At 51.9% G+C, this 20,704-nt stretch carries 21 protein-coding genes and 1 tRNA gene; 8 read left to right on the forward strand and 14 right to left on the reverse strand.

Annotated features, from left to right (window positions below; translation table 11 throughout):
* Positions 1 to 101: 101 nt before the first annotated feature.
* On the reverse strand, positions 102 to 377 hold the full coding sequence (gene yidD / locus KNP82_RS12475) for a membrane protein insertion efficiency factor YidD (RefSeq protein WP_082665786.1): 276 nt from the start codon (positions 375 to 377) through the stop codon (positions 102 to 104).
* 202 nt (positions 378 to 579) lie between these two features.
* On the opposite strand from yidD, the gene KNP82_RS12480 reads away from it, so the two are divergent.
* Positions 580 to 1,362, forward strand: a complete 783-nt coding sequence (locus tag KNP82_RS12480; RefSeq protein ID WP_214756692.1) for a pyrroline-5-carboxylate reductase family protein — start codon at positions 580 to 582, stop codon at positions 1,360 to 1,362.
* Between the two features lie 37 nt (positions 1,363 to 1,399).
* Here KNP82_RS12480 and KNP82_RS12485 read toward each other — a convergent pair whose 3' ends face one another.
* The 6 genes from KNP82_RS12485 to KNP82_RS12510 form a co-directional block, all read right to left on the reverse strand.
* Complete coding sequence (locus tag KNP82_RS12485; RefSeq protein WP_021065260.1) at positions 1,400 to 2,104, reverse strand: DUF554 domain-containing protein; 705 nt, start codon at positions 2,102 to 2,104, stop codon at positions 1,400 to 1,402.
* Between the two features lie 159 nt (positions 2,105 to 2,263).
* Positions 2,264 to 2,336: transfer RNA gene (locus tag KNP82_RS12490), tRNA-Val, on the reverse strand.
* Positions 2,337 to 2,423: 87 nt separating this feature from the next.
* Complete coding sequence (locus KNP82_RS12495) at positions 2,424 to 2,981, reverse strand: GNAT family N-acetyltransferase (RefSeq protein ID WP_029596076.1); 558 nt, start codon at positions 2,979 to 2,981, stop codon at positions 2,424 to 2,426.
* A gap of 67 nt (positions 2,982 to 3,048) precedes the next feature.
* Positions 3,049 to 3,363 carry a DMT family transporter gene (locus KNP82_RS12500; protein WP_021065258.1) on the reverse strand — a complete coding sequence of 105 codons (315 nt, stop codon included), beginning with the start codon at positions 3,361 to 3,363 and terminating at the stop codon, positions 3,049 to 3,051.
* Entirely contained in the window at positions 3,360 to 3,689 is a 330-nt protein-coding gene (locus KNP82_RS12505; RefSeq protein ID WP_214756710.1) for a DMT family transporter, read from the reverse strand. Before KNP82_RS12505 ends, KNP82_RS12500 begins: the two co-directional genes overlap by 4 nt.
* An 11-nt stretch (positions 3,690 to 3,700) precedes the next feature.
* Positions 3,701 to 4,279, reverse strand: a complete 579-nt coding sequence (locus KNP82_RS12510; protein ID WP_214828200.1) for a TetR/AcrR family transcriptional regulator — start codon at positions 4,277 to 4,279, stop codon at positions 3,701 to 3,703.
* A 126-nt stretch (positions 4,280 to 4,405) separates the two neighbouring features.
* On the opposite strand from KNP82_RS12510, the gene KNP82_RS12515 reads away from it, so the two are divergent.
* Positions 4,406 to 5,188: an alpha/beta hydrolase gene (locus tag KNP82_RS12515; RefSeq protein WP_029596078.1), complete on the forward strand. Its 783-nt coding sequence runs from the start codon at positions 4,406 to 4,408 to the stop codon at positions 5,186 to 5,188.
* Positions 5,189 to 5,229: 41 nt separating this feature from the next.
* Here the strand turns inward: KNP82_RS12515 and KNP82_RS12520 are convergent, their stop codons facing one another.
* A complete protein-coding gene (locus KNP82_RS12520) occupies positions 5,230 to 6,468 on the reverse strand; it encodes an aminopeptidase (RefSeq protein WP_214828202.1) in 1,239 nt (412 codons plus the stop codon).
* Between the two features lie 113 nt (positions 6,469 to 6,581).
* Between KNP82_RS12520 and KNP82_RS12525 the strand changes: the two genes are divergently transcribed.
* The 3 genes from KNP82_RS12525 (at position 6,582) to KNP82_RS12535 (ending at position 10,647) form a co-directional block, all read left to right on the forward strand.
* Entirely contained in the window at positions 6,582 to 6,989 is a 408-nt protein-coding gene (locus tag KNP82_RS12525; protein WP_021065253.1) for a YkvA family protein, read from the forward strand.
* A gap of 87 nt (positions 6,990 to 7,076) precedes the next feature.
* Positions 7,077 to 7,943: a YitT family protein gene (locus KNP82_RS12530; RefSeq protein ID WP_021065252.1), complete on the forward strand. Its 867-nt coding sequence runs from the start codon at positions 7,077 to 7,079 to the stop codon at positions 7,941 to 7,943.
* A 100-nt stretch (positions 7,944 to 8,043) separates the two neighbouring features.
* Positions 8,044 to 10,647, forward strand: coding sequence for a putative bifunctional diguanylate cyclase/phosphodiesterase (locus KNP82_RS12535; RefSeq protein ID WP_242679029.1), 2,604 nt, complete (start codon positions 8,044 to 8,046; stop codon positions 10,645 to 10,647).
* Positions 10,648 to 10,687: 40 nt separating this feature from the next.
* On the opposite strand, the gene KNP82_RS12540 is transcribed toward KNP82_RS12535, so the two are convergent.
* Positions 10,688 to 12,757: an alpha-amylase family protein gene (locus KNP82_RS12540; RefSeq protein WP_251128747.1), complete on the reverse strand. Its 2,070-nt coding sequence runs from the start codon at positions 12,755 to 12,757 to the stop codon at positions 10,688 to 10,690.
* Positions 12,758 to 12,921: 164 nt separating this feature from the next.
* On the opposite strand from KNP82_RS12540, the gene KNP82_RS12545 reads away from it, so the two are divergent.
* The gene (locus KNP82_RS12545) at positions 12,922 to 13,542 is read left to right on the forward strand and encodes a hypothetical protein (RefSeq protein WP_251128748.1); all 621 of its coding nucleotides are present in this window, start codon (positions 12,922 to 12,924) and stop codon (positions 13,540 to 13,542) included.
* A 35-nt stretch (positions 13,543 to 13,577) separates the two neighbouring features.
* On the opposite strand, the gene KNP82_RS12550 is transcribed toward KNP82_RS12545, so the two are convergent.
* Complete coding sequence (locus tag KNP82_RS12550; RefSeq protein WP_131472424.1) at positions 13,578 to 15,611, reverse strand: heavy metal translocating P-type ATPase; 2,034 nt, start codon at positions 15,609 to 15,611, stop codon at positions 13,578 to 13,580.
* 105 nt (positions 15,612 to 15,716) lie between these two features.
* On the reverse strand, positions 15,717 to 16,091 hold the full coding sequence (locus KNP82_RS12555; protein ID WP_131472422.1) for an ArsR/SmtB family transcription factor: 375 nt from the start codon (positions 16,089 to 16,091) through the stop codon (positions 15,717 to 15,719).
* Between the two features lie 146 nt (positions 16,092 to 16,237).
* Between KNP82_RS12555 and yhfH the strand changes: the two genes are divergently transcribed.
* Positions 16,238 to 16,396, forward strand: coding sequence for a protein YhfH (gene yhfH / locus KNP82_RS12560; RefSeq protein WP_021065246.1), 159 nt, complete (start codon positions 16,238 to 16,240; stop codon positions 16,394 to 16,396).
* Positions 16,397 to 16,430: 34 nt separating this feature from the next.
* Here yhfH and KNP82_RS12565 read toward each other — a convergent pair whose 3' ends face one another.
* The 3 genes from KNP82_RS12565 to KNP82_RS12575 all read right to left on the reverse strand — a co-directional run bounded on the left by KNP82_RS12565 (position 16,431) and on the right by KNP82_RS12575 (position 18,469).
* The gene (locus KNP82_RS12565; protein ID WP_029596084.1) at positions 16,431 to 16,775 is read right to left on the reverse strand and encodes a fluoride efflux transporter FluC; all 345 of its coding nucleotides are present in this window, start codon (positions 16,773 to 16,775) and stop codon (positions 16,431 to 16,433) included.
* Positions 16,772 to 17,176 (reverse strand): fluoride efflux transporter CrcB, encoded by a 405-nt coding sequence (crcB, locus tag KNP82_RS12570; RefSeq protein WP_131472420.1) that lies wholly within the window; start codon positions 17,174 to 17,176, stop codon positions 16,772 to 16,774. The genes KNP82_RS12565 and crcB overlap by 4 nt, the downstream gene beginning before the upstream one ends.
* Before the next feature lie 90 nt (positions 17,177 to 17,266).
* Entirely contained in the window at positions 17,267 to 18,469 is a 1,203-nt protein-coding gene (locus KNP82_RS12575; protein ID WP_029596085.1) for an ornithine--oxo-acid transaminase, read from the reverse strand.
* 156 nt (positions 18,470 to 18,625) lie between these two features.
* Between KNP82_RS12575 and KNP82_RS12580 the strand changes: the two genes are divergently transcribed.
* A complete protein-coding gene (locus KNP82_RS12580) occupies positions 18,626 to 20,668 on the forward strand; it encodes an EAL domain-containing protein (RefSeq protein ID WP_214828206.1) in 2,043 nt (680 codons plus the stop codon).
* Positions 20,669 to 20,704: the final 36 nt, after the last annotated feature.

Raw genomic sequence — 20,704 nt, forward strand, 5'->3', positions numbered from 1 at the left:
GTACACCTCTATTTTTTCAGAATACTTAGAAGATTGTCAAAAGTATTGTAATAAAACAACGATTTGATTTTTAAGCTGTATCTAAAACAGCGAGCCGCCGATTAGACGTCTCGCTGAGAAGGGGGTTTTTCACGTTGTAAAGGGGCGCGCCAATCAAATTCATCCGGCACGTAGTCGAGTCCGCCCGAATGGAACGGTTGGCACCGCATTAAGCGGCGAGTCGTCAAATACCCACCTTTAAGGGCACCATGCTTTTCAATCGCCTCGATTCCATAGTGCGAACACGTCGGATAAAAACGGCAAGTCGGCGGTTTCAACGGCGAGATGAACCGTTGATACCCTTGAATCCCCCGCACTAACACTCGTTTCACTCTCATCGCCTCCAGTTTGATTACTGCCATAATAGCTTGCCCGGGCCAGCTTGTCATCTATGGCGCATGCGACAATCAAATGACAAACCGCTCATCTTTTTTTCCTTTGTTTTACAATTTGAGCACGATGGGCGCTATTTGTTGCGTCATTTGTTATGATAAGCAACATGTATATATACGACCGAATCTATATGAAGAGGTGACGAGAATGAATATTTTAATGGTAGGTGCAGGATCGATGAGTGAGTCACTCGTACGCGGATGGCTTGCCTCTGGTGTGTCGCCTGAACAAATCACGATGACGAACCGGAGTGACCGGACCCGTTTGACAGCGTTACAGGCCGAGCTCGGCGTGCAAATCGTCGACGAGGAAGATGTCAACGCGTATGACATCGTCGTCCTCGCGATGCAACCGGACGGGGTCATTCCTTACGTGCAATCTAAAACGTGGAGCACACCGCTCCTCGTCTCCGTAGCAGCTCATATCGAACCGAGCGAGATTGAAGAGGCGTCAGGTCTCCCTGCCGTCTGCGCGATGCCGAATACCCCAGTCGCTTATCGGAGCGGGATGACCGGACTCTGGTTCGGCCCAGAGACCGATGATACGGTCCGTGAGACCGCGACGGCGCTGTTTGAACGCGTCGGACGGACGGCCGTGACGGATGCGAAGAAGATGTCCGCCTTCATGGCTGCCGCCGGATGCAGCCCCGCTTTCTTTTATGAAATCGTCGGTTCGATGACGCCCGTCTTGACCGATGCCGGTTTCGATGAAGCGACGGCGCGCCAAATCGTCGCCCAGGCGATGAAAGGATCGGCTGAACTGTTGCTTCACGAGACACGGCCGACGAACGACTTGATTGCGGACGTGGCCGCGCCAGACGGTCCGACCGACCGCGGTGTCGGTGTGCTCCGCTCGCGCGATTTAGCAGACGTCATGGCTTCTGCCCTTCGCGAAAGTGCGAGAGAAGAAGTCGAACAACCGAAGAATTGAAAAAATCCGAGAAACGCATCGCGTCTCTCGGATTTTTTTATTGGACGATATGTAAAATCGAGACGATGACCGCGACCATCAAGATTCCCGGCAATAAGTTCGCGACACGAATCCGCGTGATGCCGACCAAGTTCAACCCAATCGCGACAATCATGACACCACCGGTCGCCGTCATCTCTAAAATAAAGTCATCCATGAGCGACTCCGGGATGAACTTCATGATTTGAATGGCGAGCAAGGCGATTGCTCCTTGGTATAAGAGTACCGGGACGGCCGAGAACATGACCCCGATGCCGAGCGTCGAGCTGAGGACGAGTGCCGTGAAACCGTCAATCAATCCTTTCGTATAGAGGACGTCATGATCCCCGCGCAATCCGCTGTCGAGCGCGCCGATGACAGCCATCGCACCAATGACGAAGATGAGCGTCGCCGTGATGAAGCCTTCGGCGATACTTGACTTACTCTTGCCCCCGAGGCGGCGTTCCAATTGATAGCCGACCTCGTTCAACTTCTCATCGAGCTTCCACCATTCGCCGAGTGCAGCCCCGATGACGAGACTGCCGATGACGATTAAAAAGTTCTCACTTTTCATCCCCATTTGAACGCCAAGCAAGACGACGGCGAGACCGATGGCTGCGGTGACCGTCTCTTTCATTCGTTCGGGGATGCGGTGAAACAAGAGTCCAAGTAATGTGCCAATCACGATCAACGCCGCGTTGACGATTGTTCCGGTTAAGACCATCGTATAATTCCCCGTTTCTGTATGTATTGAGAGGAATATACCAACTGTTTATGTAGGCTGTCAATTGAAAGAAAAACAAAAAAAAAGCCACTTCTCGCAAGAAGTGGCGTCGCGGAAACCCACGTTCCTATGGGTTTCGCATCGGGTTTGGCACCCAAGTGATTCTGACTGGGCTCGAACCAGCGACCTCTACCCTGTCAAGGTAGCGCTCTCCCAGCTGAGCTACAGAATCAGGTCGTGTCCTCTCTTAAGGACACTATTAATATATCAAGAAACTAATGCCTTGGCAACTGTTTTTTAAAACTTTTTTTACTTTTTTTTAACGCGTCATTTCTTCCCGTTTCATATGGCGGCACAACCGTTCTAAATCACCGGCATATACCGAGACGAGCATGCCTTGATATTCGGTATCCCGATCCCAATGCAGTCCGTTCGCTTTCGCGACCCGTTGCGATGGGACGTTATCCGGATGAATCAAGGAAATGATCTCTTTCTCACCTTCTTCGAACGCATGACGCATGAGACGAGCCGCTGCCTCGCGTCCGTAGCCCATATGCCAATGCTTCGGCGCCAACCAATATCCGACTTCAAGTTCAATCGTGCCGTCGAGTTCATGGAGCAACGTGCCGGCATGACCGATTGGCTCGTCATTTTCATGCGACATCAATTTGAGCAACCCGGTTTGACGACCCGTCTGATAGCGGGCCAACTGGCGCTCGAACCATTCGATCGTCTGTTCATCCGTATATGGCTTTCCATCCGGGCTAATGAAACGCATCACGCGCGGATCTTGGAGTAGCGATTTCACGAAATAAAAATCAGCAATCGTGTAAGGTTCGAGTCGTAGACGCTCGGATTGCAGTTTGATATGACTCATCGTCCCCGCCCCTTTCGTTCACAGTCTGAACTATTTAATTCCCGTTTTTATTCGAAGCTAATCCTGATCACGCGACAACTTTTAATCCGATGACACTCCCGATAATAAGCAATAAGAAGAAGATACGCCACCGGTCCCGCGATTCGTTCAAATACAGCATGCCGAGCACGACGCCGCCGGCCGCCCCAATCCCGACCCAAATCGAATATGCCAGCCCGAGCGGGAGCGTCTCGAGCGAGCGCGACAACAAATAAAAACTTAAGGCAAACGTTCCGACGGACAAGATCGACCATTTAACAATCTGATAGCCTTTCGATTTTCCCATCCAAAAGACCGCCATCATCTCGGCAAGACCCGCGCCAATCAAAAATACCCAACTCATGCCGATTCTCCTCCTGTCACTTGTTTCAGTCCAATCACACCGATGAGGAGCGTCGCGATAAAGACGAGCTTCATGCCGGTCAGCGCCTCATCGAACAAGACTGCACCGACGATGACCGTTCCGACGGCCCCGATGCCGGTGAACACTGCATAACCGGTCCCGGCCGGTAACGTCCGGAACGACATCGCCAACAACCCAAAGCTCACAACTAATAAGAGAACGGTCACGGTGCTCGGACCGAGCACCGTGAAGCCGTTCGACAGTTTCATCGTCGTGGCCCAGACGATTTCAAGCAGGCCGGCTAGAATGAGCCAAACCCAGGCCATTTGATCTTGTTTCATGTCCATCCGACTCCTTTCTTATAGATGGTGAATGCGGCCTGTTGCCGCTTGACGCGATTCGTCTCGAGCGTGAAGAGTGAGATGAGCGCGCCGTCGAGAAAACAATAGTAGGCATCGTAAACGTCCTCGAGCGACTGTTCGGGTAACGCCCCTTGCTCCATCGCCAATCGAAACTGTTCTTTCTCAAACGCTTGCAAGTCCGTCTCGACCGACCCGAGCGTCGTCTCGATGAACAATCGCAATTCAGGAGGCGGGACGAGCAACATCCGCTTCGTCAGCATCCATGTCTCCTCTTCTTCAAAGAAGCGAATCAACGTCTCGACGATGGCCTCGATCCGTTCGAGCGGTGCCGCGCCCTCAGTGGCGTCCCGCGCTTCTCGCCAGACGCGATCGTAACGATTTGCCATGTCCTCGACGACTTGTTTGAACAATTGCTCTTTTCCTTCGATATGGGCGTATAGCGACGCTTTCTTAATGCCAACATCCTCGGCGAGTGCCGCTAATGATAGTCCTTCATACCCTTCAAGCGCAAAGCGCCGCCGTGCCGCCAGCTCGATTCGTTGTTTCGTATTCATCCGTCATCGACCCCTTTCTTCATTATCACTTTACCTAACGAACGGTAGGTAGTCAAGTGTCGCGATTGCATTTCTCGTCCACACCCGGCAAACTAAAACCAGTTGACTGCGAAAGGAGCGCTTTATATGCTCGACCAATTCAGCTTCACCTTACCGACCGAGGCCATACGTGGCCGGAAGCGGATTGTCCGTGTCTATCGTCCCGACTTCGTGTCGGCTGACGAACGAATCCCGGTCCTCTATATGCACGACGGTCAAAACGTGTTCGACGGCAAGACCGCCACGATCGGCGAAGGTTGGTCAATCGACCGCCACATCGAGGACTTGCAATTGCCGCTCATGGTCGTCGCCATCGCGAGTGCCCCGGACTGGCTCGACCGCTACGATGAGTATTCGTTTTATGAGGATGAGATGCTATATCGCCGAATCGGGCCGGAACTCGCCAAGACACGGCCCACGCTCGGCGGGAGAGGTCGGGCTTACGCCGACTGGCTCATGAAAGAGTTGAAGCCGTGGATTGATGAACGCTACGCGACCGACCCGGACGACGTCGGCGTGATGGGCAGCTCGATGGGCGGGGTCATCTCGCTCTATATGATGACGGCCTATCCGTCCATCCGGCGCGTCGGCTCGCTCTCGACAGCCGCTTGGGCCAATCTCGACTCCCTCATTCGGGATGTGAAGCAGGCCGATGTGACGGCGCGCCTCTATATGGACATCGGGACGAACGAGACGAGCGGACCGATCACGCCCGAGGATTACCTCTATACGAACGCGAAACTCGTCGAGACTGTCGCGCGAACAGGGATTGCCTTCCGCTATGAAGTCGAGCCCGGTGCCGTCCATAATGAAATCGCGTGGCGGCGTCGGCTACCGAATGCCCTCGCCTTCCTCTATGAATTGACATAAAAAAGAGACGAATTCCACGAAGGGATTCGTCTCTTGCTTGATTAAATGACCCAGTTGCCGTCACGCATGATGGCTTCGCGTGAACCGTCTTCGAGTTCACCGTCGATGTTCATCTCGGCCGAGCCAATCATGAAGTCGACGTGTGTCATCGAGTCGTTCGCACCGTTCTCGGCGAGCTCTTCAGCTGACATTTGTGGTCCGCCTTCGAGACATGTCGAGTAGGCGCGTCCGAGCGCCAAGTGGCATGATGCGTTCTCGTCGAATAACGTGTTATAGAAAAGGAGACCCGAGTTCGAGATTGGTGAGTCGTCCGGCACGAGCGCAACTTCTCCGATACGACGCGCCCCTTCATCGAGGTTCAACAACTCATCGAGTGCCTGTTGGCCTTGTTTCGCTTCCGCCTTCACGACTTTCCCGCCTTCGAACCAAAGCGTGAACCCATCAATCAAGTTGCCGCTGTAGCTGAGCGGTTTCGTGCTCGAGACGTGTCCTTCGACCGAATCTTTATCAGCGAGCGTGAACACTTCTTCGGTCGGCATGTTGGCGATGAAATCGACGCCGTCGATGTTCGGACCGCCGCCGCCAAGGAAGACGTGCTTCTTCGGCAAGCCGATCGTCAATTCCGTGCCCGGTGCCTTGTAGTGGAGCTTCGCATACTTCTTATTCGTGAGTAATGTCGCGCGTTCACGGAGCGATGTGTCGTGCGTATCCCACGCCGCAACGACATCCGGTTGGTCCATTCGCGTCGCTTCGAAAATCGCTTTCCAAAGGGCCGGTACAGCGTCTTCACGGTCTGGGAAGACTTTCTTCGCCCACGCTTCCGAAGCGCCAGCGACGATTGACCAGCTGACGTTGTCGCTCATGACGTATTTACGCCATTTGGCAAGTGCCACGCCGGCAGCACGATTCGAGTCCGCGATGCGTGATGACTCAACGCCGTTCAGTGCGTCCGGGTCGTCGCTGACGATTGATAGGAAGGCTGTCTTCTCTTCGGCCAATTGTTCAAAGCGTGCCTTGAGCCATTCCGGGTATTCTTTGAAGGCATCCGCCGGGGCGTTGAAGTAACGGACTTTCGTCGTCTCTTCGTCACTCCAGTTGACATACACTTGTTTCGCGCCAGCCGCGTAAGCTGCTTTCACGATTTGACGGACGAGCGCTGCTTGGCTAATATCAGCTCGGACTTCGAGCTGTTGGCCCGGCTGAATGTTGACGCCTTTTTTGACGGCAAGCTCAGCGTAGCGGGCAAATTCTGCCTCGGTCGGCATGGTTACAGTAGACATATGTACAGTTCCTCCTTTTTCACTTATTCCTATTTTCTTAAATTTTCGGAAAAGTTGCAACCAAATCGCAAAAACGGGCATATTAGTAGATGAAGACAGAAGGAGGAATATACATGTCAGATTGGAAAACGACGTACACACACTTTTTAACAAGCGCGACCGAGGACTATACCAACAAAGAAAAATTGGGTGACCTCTTGGTCCAAGGTGAACTCGCTCTCGCTAAAGTGACAGTCGATGTCGCGTCAAGCGAGATTAGCAATATCGAACGGGAAGAAGAACTGACGCTCTACTTCCAAATGAAACAGTTGCTCAATATGTTGCGCGCCCTCTATAACGACCAGTTCGAGATGCAGCCAGACAAACAGCACGCCCTCGTCGCCGCCGTCCTCTACTTCGTATCCCCATTCGATGCGATTCCGGATGACGCTCCGCTCGGCTTATTCGATGACGCTCAAGTCATCGATTACGTTCATGAACAGCTCGCAAGTGATATCGACCGCTTCCATAATGAATTGTAATCATTCGACGCTTGAAATTCCGACATCGTCGGAGTACGCTTGAATGAGTTTATTTCAAAGGGGGCGTATGGCGCCTAGCCATTATCTATGTATGCAAAAACTAGAAAACGGATCGCCGTCGAGACGACCTTGTTCATCATCGCCGGAACGATTCTACAATCGATTTTTGTCGGTCTATTGCTCAAACCAAACGAAATCGGGTCCGGGGGTATCGTCGGGATCACGTTGATCGTCAATGAACTGTTCAACACGCCGATTGGATTCACGCAACTCGTCTTGAACATCCCGCTCTTCATCGTCGGGATTAAATATCTGGGGAAACGGTTCATTCTCATGACCGGCCTCGTCGTCGTCTTATCATCCATCTTGATTGACACGTTGCCCGTGCTCATCCCGCCGACACCGCTCGATGACCCGCTCGTCGCCTCGGTGTTCAGTGGGATCGTTTCCGGCCTCGGGCTCGCCCTGCTGTTGTTCGCAGGCGCTTCGACCGGAGGACTCGACATTCTCGGGAAAGTCATTTATACGAACAACCGGAACTTATCACTCCCGAAAATCTTTTTGACACAAGATATCATCGTCTATATCCTCGTGTTCATCACGTTCGACATTAAAGCGGTCATGTATGCGCTCGTTCTGAGTTTCGTCCGGTCGCGGACGTTGTTGACGATTCACCGGTTCTTCTCGGCGCAGAAGCAGTGTTTCATCATCTGTAAGAAAGCCGATGAAATCAACCTCGTCATCAAGCAGAACTTGAAACGCGGCGTCACGATTATGGACGCGACCGGCGGTTACTCGAACGACTCGAAGAAGATGTTGTATGTCGTCGTCCAGAACAACGAAATTCCAAAACTGCGTCAAATCGTCTCCGAGATTGATTCAGAAGCGTTCGTCACCGTCTCCGAAATCGATTCGGTCGTCGGTAACTTCAAAGAACATTCGTATACACTTTAATCGACAGCGAGTTGCTGTCGATTTTTTTGTGTAACAAACGCATGAACAATCCGATAATAATGGTGAGCCTCTTAGACATATACAGAAGGAGGTGCATGAGTTGACCAACCACTCGTTGCGCCAAACAGTCCCCGCTTTGCTCGTCGGGACCTTTTTTCTCGGACTTTTATTGATTCTGTTCACCCCTTACGCCTTGAGAGAGACGAGTTTGTTCGTCTATTTCACGGCGGTCACTCTCATCGCGACCGTCTTCAGCGCGACGGCCGTGTTTCAAAATCGTGGGATGCGACGCTACATACATTTACTGATTAGCGCCGGCAATGTCTGCTTCATCGCTTATTTGGTCGGACACCATTTTGGCGCATCGACAGCAATCAACCATATGCCGTTCATTCAGAACTTTTTTTATTTGATTATGTCGCTGATTGTCATCACGCAATCGATTGAAATTCGGACATTGAAACTGCGAACATTCGACATTTTCGCCTTGTTCAGCTTCGTGTTGATCGGGGCGTTGCATCTGTTCATTTATTCGAACGACGGTGGGCGTTATGCGGCTCACTTGAACGGGTTTGAAGAACAGATGGTGTTGATTAGTCTCTACATGATGCTCGGCTTCCTGTACTTGAATCGCATCACCTCGGTCGGCCAAACGTTCCGTGTGCTCTTGTTGATCGGCATTCTCGGCTTCACGACCGCCTCGATTTTGAACCAATTGCTCATCTTCAACGGCATCGGCCATGAGTTGGTGCACCTGCTTCAAGTGAGTAGCATCTTTATCATTTCAATCAGCTACGTGTTCGATGAATCGAGAGAAGATGCCCTCGTCTATGACTCCGTGTTCGACTACGTCGTCTATAGCGCAATCGTCATGCTGTTCATGCTCGCCTCGGATCGTTTGCTCGGCACATCTGTGCTCGACTCGATGACGGCGAACGCCGTCTTGTTGCTGCTCATCCGTCAGTTCGTCGTCGCCAAACAAAACGCATTGATCAGTCACCGTTTACATACCGTCAATACCGACCTCGAAGTCGCGGTGACGACGAAGGCGCATGAACTCGAGGTTCGCGAACAACAGTATCGCTCGCTATTCGCCTATCATGCCGAACCGATTTTCTTGTTCGACCTCCATGGCGAAGTGTTGTCTGTGAACGAGGCCGGCAGCTCGGTGCTTGGTCATGATACGGAAACGTTGATTGGCTCCAACATTTTAGACATTATCGAACAAAAAGACCGGTCCGCCTATGCGACCGTGTTGCACGATTTAACGAACGGTCGCCCCCGGACGCTCGACGTCGATGTCGTCACCGAAGACGGGGCGAAACGGGTGTGGCAGTTGATGAATATTCCAATGATTATCGACGGCGAAGTCGAAGGCATCTATGCGATCGTCAAGGACATCACGCAAATGATCGTCCAACAAGAACAGATTTATTATCAAGCGAACCATGACAGTCTAACCGGGCTTCATAACCGCTACGCCCTGCAAGAACAGATTGAACGGCTGATCGCGGAAGGACGTCCGTTCTCGCTCATGTTCTCCGACCTCGACGGTTTTAAAGAAATTAACGACCAGTTCGGCCATCATATGGGTGACGAGTTGTTGCAACATATCGGTAAACGTCTGCGGGGCGCCTTGTTGCCGAACGAGTATGCGGGCCGGCTCGGTGGTGACGAATTCATCGTTGTCGCCGAGCATGACGACGATGAGATGCTCGTCGAACGGTTACGGCGCTCCGTCTATCGTCCGCCGTACTTCATGGGCGGGACGCTCGTCGAGATTCACGCGTCCATCGGTATCGTCCGCTATCCTGAACACGGTTCGACGCTCAAGCATTTGCTGTCGAACGCCGACCTTGCCATGTATAAGGCGAAGGACAAAGGACGCAACGAGACCGTTTTTTTCGCTCCTGAATTACGGGCCCACAAAGAAGAGCGCAAACTGTTGATGGAAGGGCTTGATACCGCCCTCGAGAAAGGCGAGATCTCACTTTATCTTCAGCCTCAAGTTGACGCTTCGACGAAAGCCATCATCGGGGCCGAGGCGCTCATGCGTTGGCAACGAGATGGCGTCTTCATCCCGCCAAGCCAGTTCATCCCGATTGCCGAAGAGACGGGGCATATCCATGATCTCGGCCGCTGGATGATTCATGAAACATTCCAATTGATGTACGCATTCGAGCAAGGCGATATCGATTTACCAAAACTATCGGTCAACCTATCCGTCCGCCAACTGTTCGATGAGCACTTAATCGAATATTTGACGACGTTATTCGAACGGTTCCCGATTGAACCTGGCCGACTTAACTTCGAGTTGACCGAGACGGTCGCGGCCCATCAATCCGACCGCGTGTTGACACGGATTCTCGAGTTGAAGGCGCTTGGCATCAAACTGTCGATCGACGATTTCGGTACCGGCTACAGCTCGCTCGCCTACCTCGTCCGCTATCCAATCGATGAGCTGAAAATCCCGCGCGAGTTCACGATGCAACTCGAAGAGAACCGGGAGTATCAAACCGTCACCGCGACCATCGTCGCGATGGCCCGGCAACTAGGGATGGCACTCGTCGCTGAAGGTGTCGAGACCGAGTATCAAGAGAATTTCTTACGGAAAATCGGCTGTGATTCGATGCAAGGCTATCGCTATGCGAAACCGATGCCACTCGATGAGTTTGTTATTTACTATATGAAGAAGACGATGTAACGAACATGCCCCGAATCGGTATCCGGTTCGGGGCATTTGCTCATTTCATCTCATAAATCTTCACTTCGCCCGGCTTCAAATCGACCCACAGGTCCCAATTCTCATCGAACGAATGCTCGGCGTACGGCCATGACGTCGGTGAGTACACCATCTCGGCGAAACGGCTCGCGTTCCAGTTGCGGCGTCGCACCCCGTCGAGCGGGACTTTCCCTTGCAACGGTTGGTGCATATCCGTATTGGCCACGACGAGAAGCGTCTCGTTCGTATCCGGACGCAACCAAGCGAGGCCGATGAACGGGGCATCCATATGTGCCATGGCGAGCGGTTCGAAATGACTCGGGTTGACGAGGACGTCCAACCAACGACGACGCACCTCGGCCACTTGATGCATCAGTTCGATCATCTCGTCTCGCTCCGGATGATCCCAATGGAACTGGTACGCATCGAAGAAAGCAAGCTTTCCAAAGTACGGATCGGTCGGGAAGAGTTGATACGCTTCTTCCGGTCGGCAGTCGAGCCCGGTGTTCATCGGCTGTGTCTCATACAGTTCGAGTCCAGAGTTCGTCATCGGGATGCCGTTCGGTACGAAGCCGTTCAAGACGGCGAGCAAGCGACTCGCCTGCCGTCCCCCATCTCGTGTCGCGATACGGCGCGTGTCTGCCGTTTCTCCGGCCGCAAACACCGGTAACGGTAAGAAGCGCGAGTCATATACGAACTGGTGCGTCTCATGTGTATCAAAGCGTGGCTCTTTATAGAACCCGTACCCGATAATCATGTTATAGCCCGCTTCTTTCGCCGCCCACGCACCGATTTCAATCAATTCTTCAGCGATGAAGCTGAAGTTGGCGTCGAGTTCACGCGGTTGCTGTAGAATCCGTTGCGCCAAATCGACCGGCAAGGCGTGCCCCATGTCGATGCGAGCTCCATCAATCCCATATTCACGCTGATAGTGCGGAATGATGTCGGCGAGCATCGCCCAGAGCGGCTCGTTGATTTGATCGCCTCGGAATTGATTCGATTTGATCGAGTCGAACAAGATATAAGGTGCCAAGTTCGCTTCGCTCACGTAAGGTGCTGCCGCTGTCGGGTGGTCCAAGAACAGACGGAAATACGTCACATCTGACCATGGTGGCTGCGGATCATTGATGCAATCGGAGAAGGCTGGAGCGGTCGTCAAGCCGAACTCGCGCTCGATGACGGCAAGCAAGTTCTCTTCTGGATGCTCGAGCAAGTACGCTCTCACCGTCTCCCACTTGTCCGCATCGACGAGATTCGGTGCCATCGAGAAGCGACGTAAGTGCGCCCAGACGTCTTCTGACCCATAAATCATAGGTAAGAAAGCATGCTCTGGTTTCACGTTCTCACCAATTCCTGGTACGTGCGGCGGATGATAGTAATCGAGTTCGGTCACCGGAATCCAATAAAACCATTCCGGATTTTCGAGAATGAGTCGGTTGTCACGAGCACATGTACGCGGGATGACATCGATGACGACACGAATCCCCACCATGTGACATGCTTCGACGAACGCCGCGAACTCTTCTTCGACCGTCAAGCCGTCTCCGGTCAACGTCTCTTTCAGTTCCTCATCGATTCCAAAAAAGTCTTGCACGGCATAAGGAGAACCAAATTCGCCTTTTTTGTTTTTATGACTGTGTTGCGAGATTGGCAATAAGAACAACGTGTCGATTCCCATGTAAAGGAGATGCGGAATCAACGCGAGCGTTTTGACGAACGTCCCTGTGTCTTTCATGCCGATCGAGTTCTCCATTTCGACATAGCCTGATCCATCATGATCCCATGATGTCGACGTCCGGACTTGCATCGAGTAGACCGATGCCCGCTTGATCCAATCGCCGCCAGTTTGCAAATATCCGTCCGCTTGGGCGACCGATTGATGGTAACCCCGTCCGTCGACCGCATGGGGAAGAATCGCTTTTTCAATCGTCTCGATCAAGAAATCATATGGATTGACCCGTTCGACCCCATCACGTACAGGCTCTGAAGCGAATTGCAGCCGGTTCCATAACGTCGGAATCTCATAATGGACGTTCGTTCGTTTTTCTTTCAAGACTTGGTGCAACTTGATTAACGATGAGTTCTCTGGCATGTGTATTCTCCTTATGAATAAAATCGTTCCTCTATCATTGTAAACGATATCAAGAAACGCATTACTATATTTTTATACCTTTACCCGAAATTTTCCTTTTCCAAAAAAATATTTTGCGACGAAATCGGTAAATAATGTACGATTGTATGGAAGGAGGGATGACCATGTCCCAACGAAAATGGCTGACCGTACTCATTTCGTTATCCGTCTTATCCATCCTCGTTCTCGCTAGTTTCGCCTTTCAACTTCGAGACACGAGACATCAACTCGAGTCGATTCATAGTCAACGCCTCGATTCCTATGATGCCATCGAAGAGATCATGTATTTTAACATTGAACGAGCCAACGCCATTCGCGGGTTGCTCGCCTACGAAGACCGGCGTTTTTTAGAATCGTATTACAGTATGTCCCAGCAAGCTGAAGAGTTGAAGACGTCGATCACGAACGACCCGCACACACCGAGCTCGCTGATTGATTTGCTTTACCGTGACGGAATATGGGAGCAAGGCGCCGCCGAAGTGCTTGTCTTTTATGAGCGCGGCGATCTCGAGGCCGCGACCGAGCTAGCCGAGACGATGACCGATCAGCGCCAAACGATCCTCGAAGATTTGCGTGCCTTAAAAAAGATGCAGTATGACGACATCCGCAAACAATTGATTGCGACGGAGAATCAAATCGATGTGCTAATGCAAGCGCTCACGTCCATCGCCATCCTCCTTAGCGCTGCGATTATCGTCATTTTATTTTTGATTTTCAAAACACGCAAAAAGAACCGACCCCAGTGAGTCGGTTCCCAGCCTCGAGCATGCTCGAGGTTTTTTTATTTGGCGTGAATCAATCGGGCGGCATTTCCGATAGCGAGTAAGGCGACCCCGACATCGGCAAACACGGCTTCCCACATCGAGGCGAGTCCGAATACGCCGAGTAAGAGGAAGAGCGCCTTCATCCCGAACGCGAACGTAATGTTTTGCCAGACAATCCGTCGTGTCTTTTTGCTCAAATCAATCGCCGCCACAACATCGTGTGGGGCATCATTCATGAGAACAAGATCAGCTGCTGCGACCGCAGTATCACTACCGACACCACCCATCACGAGTCCGACATCAGCACGCGCAAGCGCCGCCGCATCGTTCAAGCCATCACCGACAAAAGCGACCTTGCCGGTTGTTGCCAACCGCTCGACTTCCGTTACTTTTTGATGTGGAAGCAACTCGCTGTACACTTCATCGATGCCAATCGCTGAACCGACGGCATTCGCGACCTCTTGCCGATCACCCGTCAGCATGACTGTCCGATATCCGTATTGTTTCAACGCACGAATCGTCTGTTCCGCATCCGCCTTCACTTCGTCCCTCAACTCGATTCGTCCGAGCCAGCGATCATTTTTCACGACATGCACAATCGTCCCCGACGTCTCCTTCGGGATCGAGTAGCCCAATTTTTTCATATAGCGGGCACTACCGACGTAAATGCGGTGTTCACCGTCTATAGCCATCAGTCCGTAACCCGGCTCTTCTTGGATTGTTGCGAACGGCGCGACCGGACCGGCTTGCTCGACGATTGCTTTTGCAAGCGGATGCGTCGAAGCCATCTCGACTCGGGACGCAAGTTGGAGCAACTCGTCCTTCGTCAATTCTCCATTCGTCGCAATATCCGTCACTTCAAAACGTCCCGTCGTGAGCGTTCCGGTCTTATCAAAGATAACCGTCTCAACTTCGGCGAGGACGTCCAAATACTCGCCGCCTTTCACTAAAATGCCACGCCGCGAGCCAGCACCAATTCCACCGAAATAACCGAGCGGAATTGAGATCACTAAGGCACACGGACAACTAATGACGAGGAAGATTAAAGCCCGGTACACCCACTCCTCCAAATTTCCGACAAACAATGGCGGGACAAACGCGACCACAGCCGCTAAAACGACGACGATTGGCGTGTACACTTTGGCTAATCGTGTGATCATCTGTTCCGTCTTCGCCTTGTTCATGCTCGCCTGTTCAACGAGGGCAATCATCTTTTGAAGACTCGACTCCGCAGCCGGTCGCTCGACCCGAACTTCGAGCCGCCCTTCGAGGTTGATCATGCCGGCCAATACGTCTTCACCAGGCCCGACTTGGCGTGGCAACGACTCTCCTGTCAGAGAAGCCGTATCCAGTGAGCTGTCCCCTTGTAACACCTGACCATCCATCGGCACTTGTTCACCAGCCCGCACTATGATGACGGAGCCGACCGTTACGTCCTCAGGTCGTTGCTCAACTTCTCGCCCCTCAACAAGAACGCGTGCGCGTGTCGGTTTCAAATTCAATAGCGATTGAATCGACCGCCGTGAAGCGTGGACCGCTTTCGCTTGGAAATACTCACCGAGTTGATAAAACAGCATGACGGCGACCGCTTCCGGATACTCCGAAATCGCAATCGCACCGACCGTCGCAATCGTCATTAAAAATTTCTCATCAAACCATTCCCGATGCCATACGTTACGAAATGCGGCATAGACGACATCATAACCCGCAACCACGTAGGCGATTCCGTACACGACAAGCGAATCGGTATACAGACCGACGAGCAGGAATGCGAATGCAATCCCGAACCGCCATAACAAGCGACTCGACATCGGTACTTCCTCATCATCTTTCACAAAATGAGCACCCGGTTCAATTCGCGCCATCGACGCTTCGATAGCCCGTAGCGTCTCCGTATGATCCTTCGAATCATTCCATTCGATAATCATTCGACTTGTCGCAAAATCAATCTGACAAGCGGCGACACTGTCCTCTCCCGTCACACTCTTCTCGATTTTGGCGGCGCAGTTCGTACATGTAATCCCTTCGACGGGCAATACATCTCGTTTCATCTTAATTTCGCCCCTTTTATATTCAAACGTTCATTTGAATATATCATAACGCGGTCGCCTCACAATTACAACCGAAAAAAAAGCCGACTGGAATCCCAGTCAGCCTCACGTGCCTGATTCAGTCTCATCTTGCTCGGCGCTATGGGCCATCGCAATCTCGACGAGCAACCGGACGTGGTCATCGTCGAGCGAATAATAAACGACTTTTCCATCCTTTCGATATTTGACAAGTCCTTGCTCGAGCAATGTCCGTAAGTGATGGGACGCCGTGGCATTCGAATGTTTAATCACGGCCGCCACGTCACAGACGCACAGTTCCGCTTCGAGCGTGAGCACGTAGAGCACTTTAAGTCGGGTCGGATCGGCGAACGCTTTGAATAATCGACTGACCCGCGTCGCATCAAGATCGGTCAACGCTTGTTGTAATACCCCGACATCCTCATTCTGAATGGCAATCGTTTCGCATTGGGGTGCTTTCATCCATCTCACCTCATTTTCTATACTCTCATTCTAACAAAATCCGATTTATAAATCTGTTATATATTATTGTTGACTTATCACCCTCTGTTATAATACAATCAAAACAACATAACAGCTACGTTACTTAAATAAAGGGGGCAGTTACAATGAATGAATGGGCAAGCCGACTTGAATCTTCCGTCGAATTTTATCGGAAGTTACCGGACAAGACGTGTCAAGAGTGCGGGAAACAGATGGATGAGCAGTGCGAGTCTTACGAGAACACGTGCCCATCTTGTGCTGAAAAACTCCAACTTAGCGAATAAAACAATCCCTCGGAAACGTGTTCCGAGGGATTTGTCATGGCAGATGATAACCGAGATAGGCCGCCAGCAGACCAAGTACATAGGTCGCAAGCAAATACATCCCGAAACGAAGCCAGTCTTTGGCGACGAACCGCATCACTTCGAGCTTGAACGTCGAGAACGTCGTGAACGAACCGAGAAAGCCGACACCGAGTCCGAGCATGAGCGACGGGCCGGCACTCGACGCATATAAATAGCCGAGACAAAACGACCCACTCACATTGACGAACAGCGTCGCCCACGGGAACATAGATGTCGTCCATGTTTTGACGAGCTGACCAATGCCAAACCGTGCCATCGCTCCAAAGAACGCCCCCAGCATAATGATGGCGATCGTCATCGCACCACCTCTTCTCGCCTGAACTGTTTGAACCGACGCCGTCCGAACCAAAACCCGAGCCACGAACTGAACAGACCGAGCATAAGGCTTAGTGTCACGTAGAGCAAGGCCATGCCAATTGCGCCGGACTCCAGCAACTCAATCGTCTCCACACTGAACGTCGAGAACGTCGTGAACGAGCCGATGAATCCTGTTCCGACCGCGGTGACGACACTCGGGGAGAGTCGTCCGGACCGAAACAGAAAGTGTGTCAGCCAACCGAGCGCGAAACTGCCTGATAAATTGATGAGCAGCGTCCCGAGCGGAAACATACCGATCCAAAACGTCTCGATGCCTGTTCCGATCCCATAACGTGCCAAGGCACCGAGCGCTCCCGCCAAGCCGACGTATACATAGAGCATGGCCCCGTCTCCCTTCAAAAAAACACCTGCCGCGAGCACGTCGCGAGACAGGTGTTTAAGTCTGTATTCATTATAACAAGCGATGCGCAATCACGAAATAGCTGCTGGTGCGAACACGGCCGAGATGGCCTCGAACGCCTCATCGAGCTCCTCTTTCGTGATGACGAGTGGTGGTGCCAATCGAATCACCGTCTCATGTGTCTCTTTGCAGAGCAGGCCACGTTCTTTAAGCGCCTCACAGTATGGACGGGCTGCTTCCGTCAATTCGATCCCGATGAACAGACCGCGACCGCGCACATCTTTAATGAGCGGATTGTCGATTGATTTCAAACGGTCCATGAAATATGTCCCGAGTTCGAGGGAACGTTGTGGCAACTGCTCTTCTTCTAACACTTCGAGTGACGCGATCGACACGGCCGCCGCGAGCGGATTCCCTCCGAACGTCGAACCGTGTGAGCCTGGATTGAATACACTCAAGACGTTTTCATTGGCCGCCACACACGATACCGGGAACACGCCGCCCCCGAGCGCTTTTCCGAGAATATACATATCTGGCTCCACATCTTCCCATTCGATGGCGAACCATTTACCTGAGCGACCGAGCCCCGATTGAATCTCATCGGCCACGAACAAGACATTATGCTGCTGGCAGAGCTCACTGGCACGTTTCAAGTAACCAGCCGGTGGGATGATGATCCCGGCTTCGCCTTGAATCGGTTCGACAATGAACGCCGCCGTATTTTCAGTGATAGCCGCCTCGAACGCATCGATGTCACCGTACGGCACGACTTTAAACCCTGGCAATAGCGGCCCGAATCCGCGTTGATATTCCGCTTCTGTCGACATCGACACCGCTGCCATCGTCCGGCCGTGGAAGTTGCCCGAGCAGACGATGATTTCCGCTTGGCCTGGGATTTGTTTCACTTCATACGCCCAGCGACGTGATGCTTTGACAGCCGTTTCGACTGCTTCCGCACCCGTGTTCATCGGCAACACCATCTCTTTGTTTGTAAGCGCTGCCACTTTTTTGTAGAAACGACCGAGTTGATCATTGTAAAACGCACGTGACGTCAGCGTGATTTTATCCGCCTGATCTTTTAGCGCTTGGATGATTTTCGGATGACAATGACCTTGGTTGACGGCCGAATAGGCACTCAACATATCCATGTAGCGGTTCCCCTCTGGATCCGTCACCCAGATCCCTTTCGCTTCCGAGATGACGATTGGGAGTGGATGATAGTTGTGCGCCCCGAACTTCTCTGTCAATTCAATCACTTCTTGTGTCTTTGACATTTGATTTCCCCCTTATCAAAAAACTATCTTACTCCTTCAGTATATGATGACCGTCTTTCTTTTGACAACGACCAACTTGCCCATTCCTCGGGTTGGGAAAATAAGGTACACTGAACGTAGAGTACGATTCATTTGATGTAGATTGGAGGAAATGCTGTGGCTTCATTGCGCGATTTGCCGATTGACGAGTTCATCGATGCTTTATCTGTCCCATGCTGTTACATCAACCTCGACGGCAACGTCCTTCTTTGGAACGAGCATGCGGAAACGCTCTTCGGATGGGAACGGGACGAGGTCCTTCACCACCCACTCCCGGTCGTCCAGCACTTAGAGCATACGCTCGAGACGTGGTCGCCACTGCTCCTTCAATATCCGTTCTCGACGACGGCGATGACGCCGTTCAAACATAAAAACGGTTCGGTCGTCTATGCGACCGCCTATTTACAATCCTTCTCCATCAACGATTTCACCGGCTATTTTTTAGCCTTTTTACCGAAAGGGTTTAGTCCGCTCATCAGCACGGAACAGTTCAATCTGCTTCACCACTTTCAAGCGATGATTGAACAATCGACGTATTATTTGGCAACAAACGCTTACGGCGAGATTACAGAAATCAATTCGTTGCTATGCGGATTGATCGGGGCCCCCGACCACCAATTTATCGGTCGTAATTGGTTCGAGCTCATCCATCCGTCATTCGAGAATGACCCGATCGCCGAGGACGTGCTTCAAGCACTTACGACCGACCGCATCTGGAACGGTGAAATGCCCGTCCGTTCCGAGCGGCATGTCCGCAACATGTGTTGGCTCAATTTGACGGTCGTCCCGATTTTGAGTGATGAAGGCGAAATCGTACAGTATACCGCCTTCGGCTTTGACGTCTCAGATAAAAAGCGACTCGAGCAAGAGGTCAATTATCTCGCGTACCATAACGACTTGACCGGACTCTTGAACAAGAAAGGATGGCTCCGTCAGTACAGCCACGTGTTGACGGATGTCGATCAAGGAGATGGCTTGGTTCACGTCGCATTGTTCGATATCGATCGCTTCAAAATCATCAATGAATCGTTCGGTTCACGCGTCGGCAACGAATTGCTCCTTCAAATCAAGGACCGGGCTGCGCAGTTCTTGCCTGAGACGAGCGTCATGTTCCATCCGTCGGGTGGCTTGTTCGGGTTGATTTTCTTTGAACAGTCGAAAGAAGAAGTATTCCAGTTGCTGCGCCAACTGCAACATGAATTGCAGCGTCCGTTCCGGATTTATCATCACTCCATCATGGTATCGATTTCCATCGGGTGCGTCTTCTATCCGTCCGCCACGTCTTCATTAGAAGAACTGTACACGCGCGCCGAGAGCGCCCTGTTCAAAGGCAAACGAATCGGTGTCGGGACAATCCAGTTCGTCACGAAAGATATGGACGATGCGTTCTCCCGTCAAATCCATATCGAGAAAGCACTTTATCAAGCACTTGAAGAAAAACACTTCTATTTAGAATATCAACCAAAATATGAGTTAAAGACTGACACGCTCATCGGGTTCGAGGCGCTTCTCCGTTGGCATCATGATGAACTTGGACAGATCCCACCTTCAGAGTTCATCCCACTCGCCGAGGAGATGGCACTCATCGTCCCAATCAACAACTGGGTCATTCTTGAGGCGGCCAAACAGTTGAAAGTCTGGCAGCAACTCGTCGATCGCCCGTTGTCGATGGCCGTCAACATTTCACCGAATCAATTCCGGAGCGACAGCTTCATCAATACGCTCCGTAATATCAAGCAACAGCTCAATTTGAACCCGTCCGACATCATCCTCGAGATTACCGAGAGTCTCGTCATGCAGCAGACGGACGAGATTATCGCCCGGATGGATCAAATCAAACGTCTCGATTATCGCCTATCCATCGACGACTTCGGGACCGGCTTCTCGTCACTGCAATACTTGAAGTCGTTCCCGGTCGACGAGCTAAAAATCGATAAAGTCTTCCTCGATGATTGGTTGACGTCGAAGTCACACTTACTCGATGTCATCGTCCACCTCGGCAAGAGCCTGAATCTGCACGTCGTGGCCGAGGGTGTCGAGGACCAAGAGATGCTCGACCACTTGAAGCAAACCGCTTGCGACTCGTTCCAAGGGTTCTTGTACGCCAAGCCGCTTCCTCCAATTGAAGTCGTTCGCTTATTGACGGACAACAGTCAATGAAAAAAGTCATCGCGCGTCTCCCGACGTACGATGACT

It is taken from the genome of Exiguobacterium sp. s26 (genome assembly GCF_018618235.1).
Taxonomy (GTDB): Bacteria; Bacillota; Bacilli; order Exiguobacteriales; family Exiguobacteriaceae; genus Exiguobacterium; species Exiguobacterium chiriqhucha.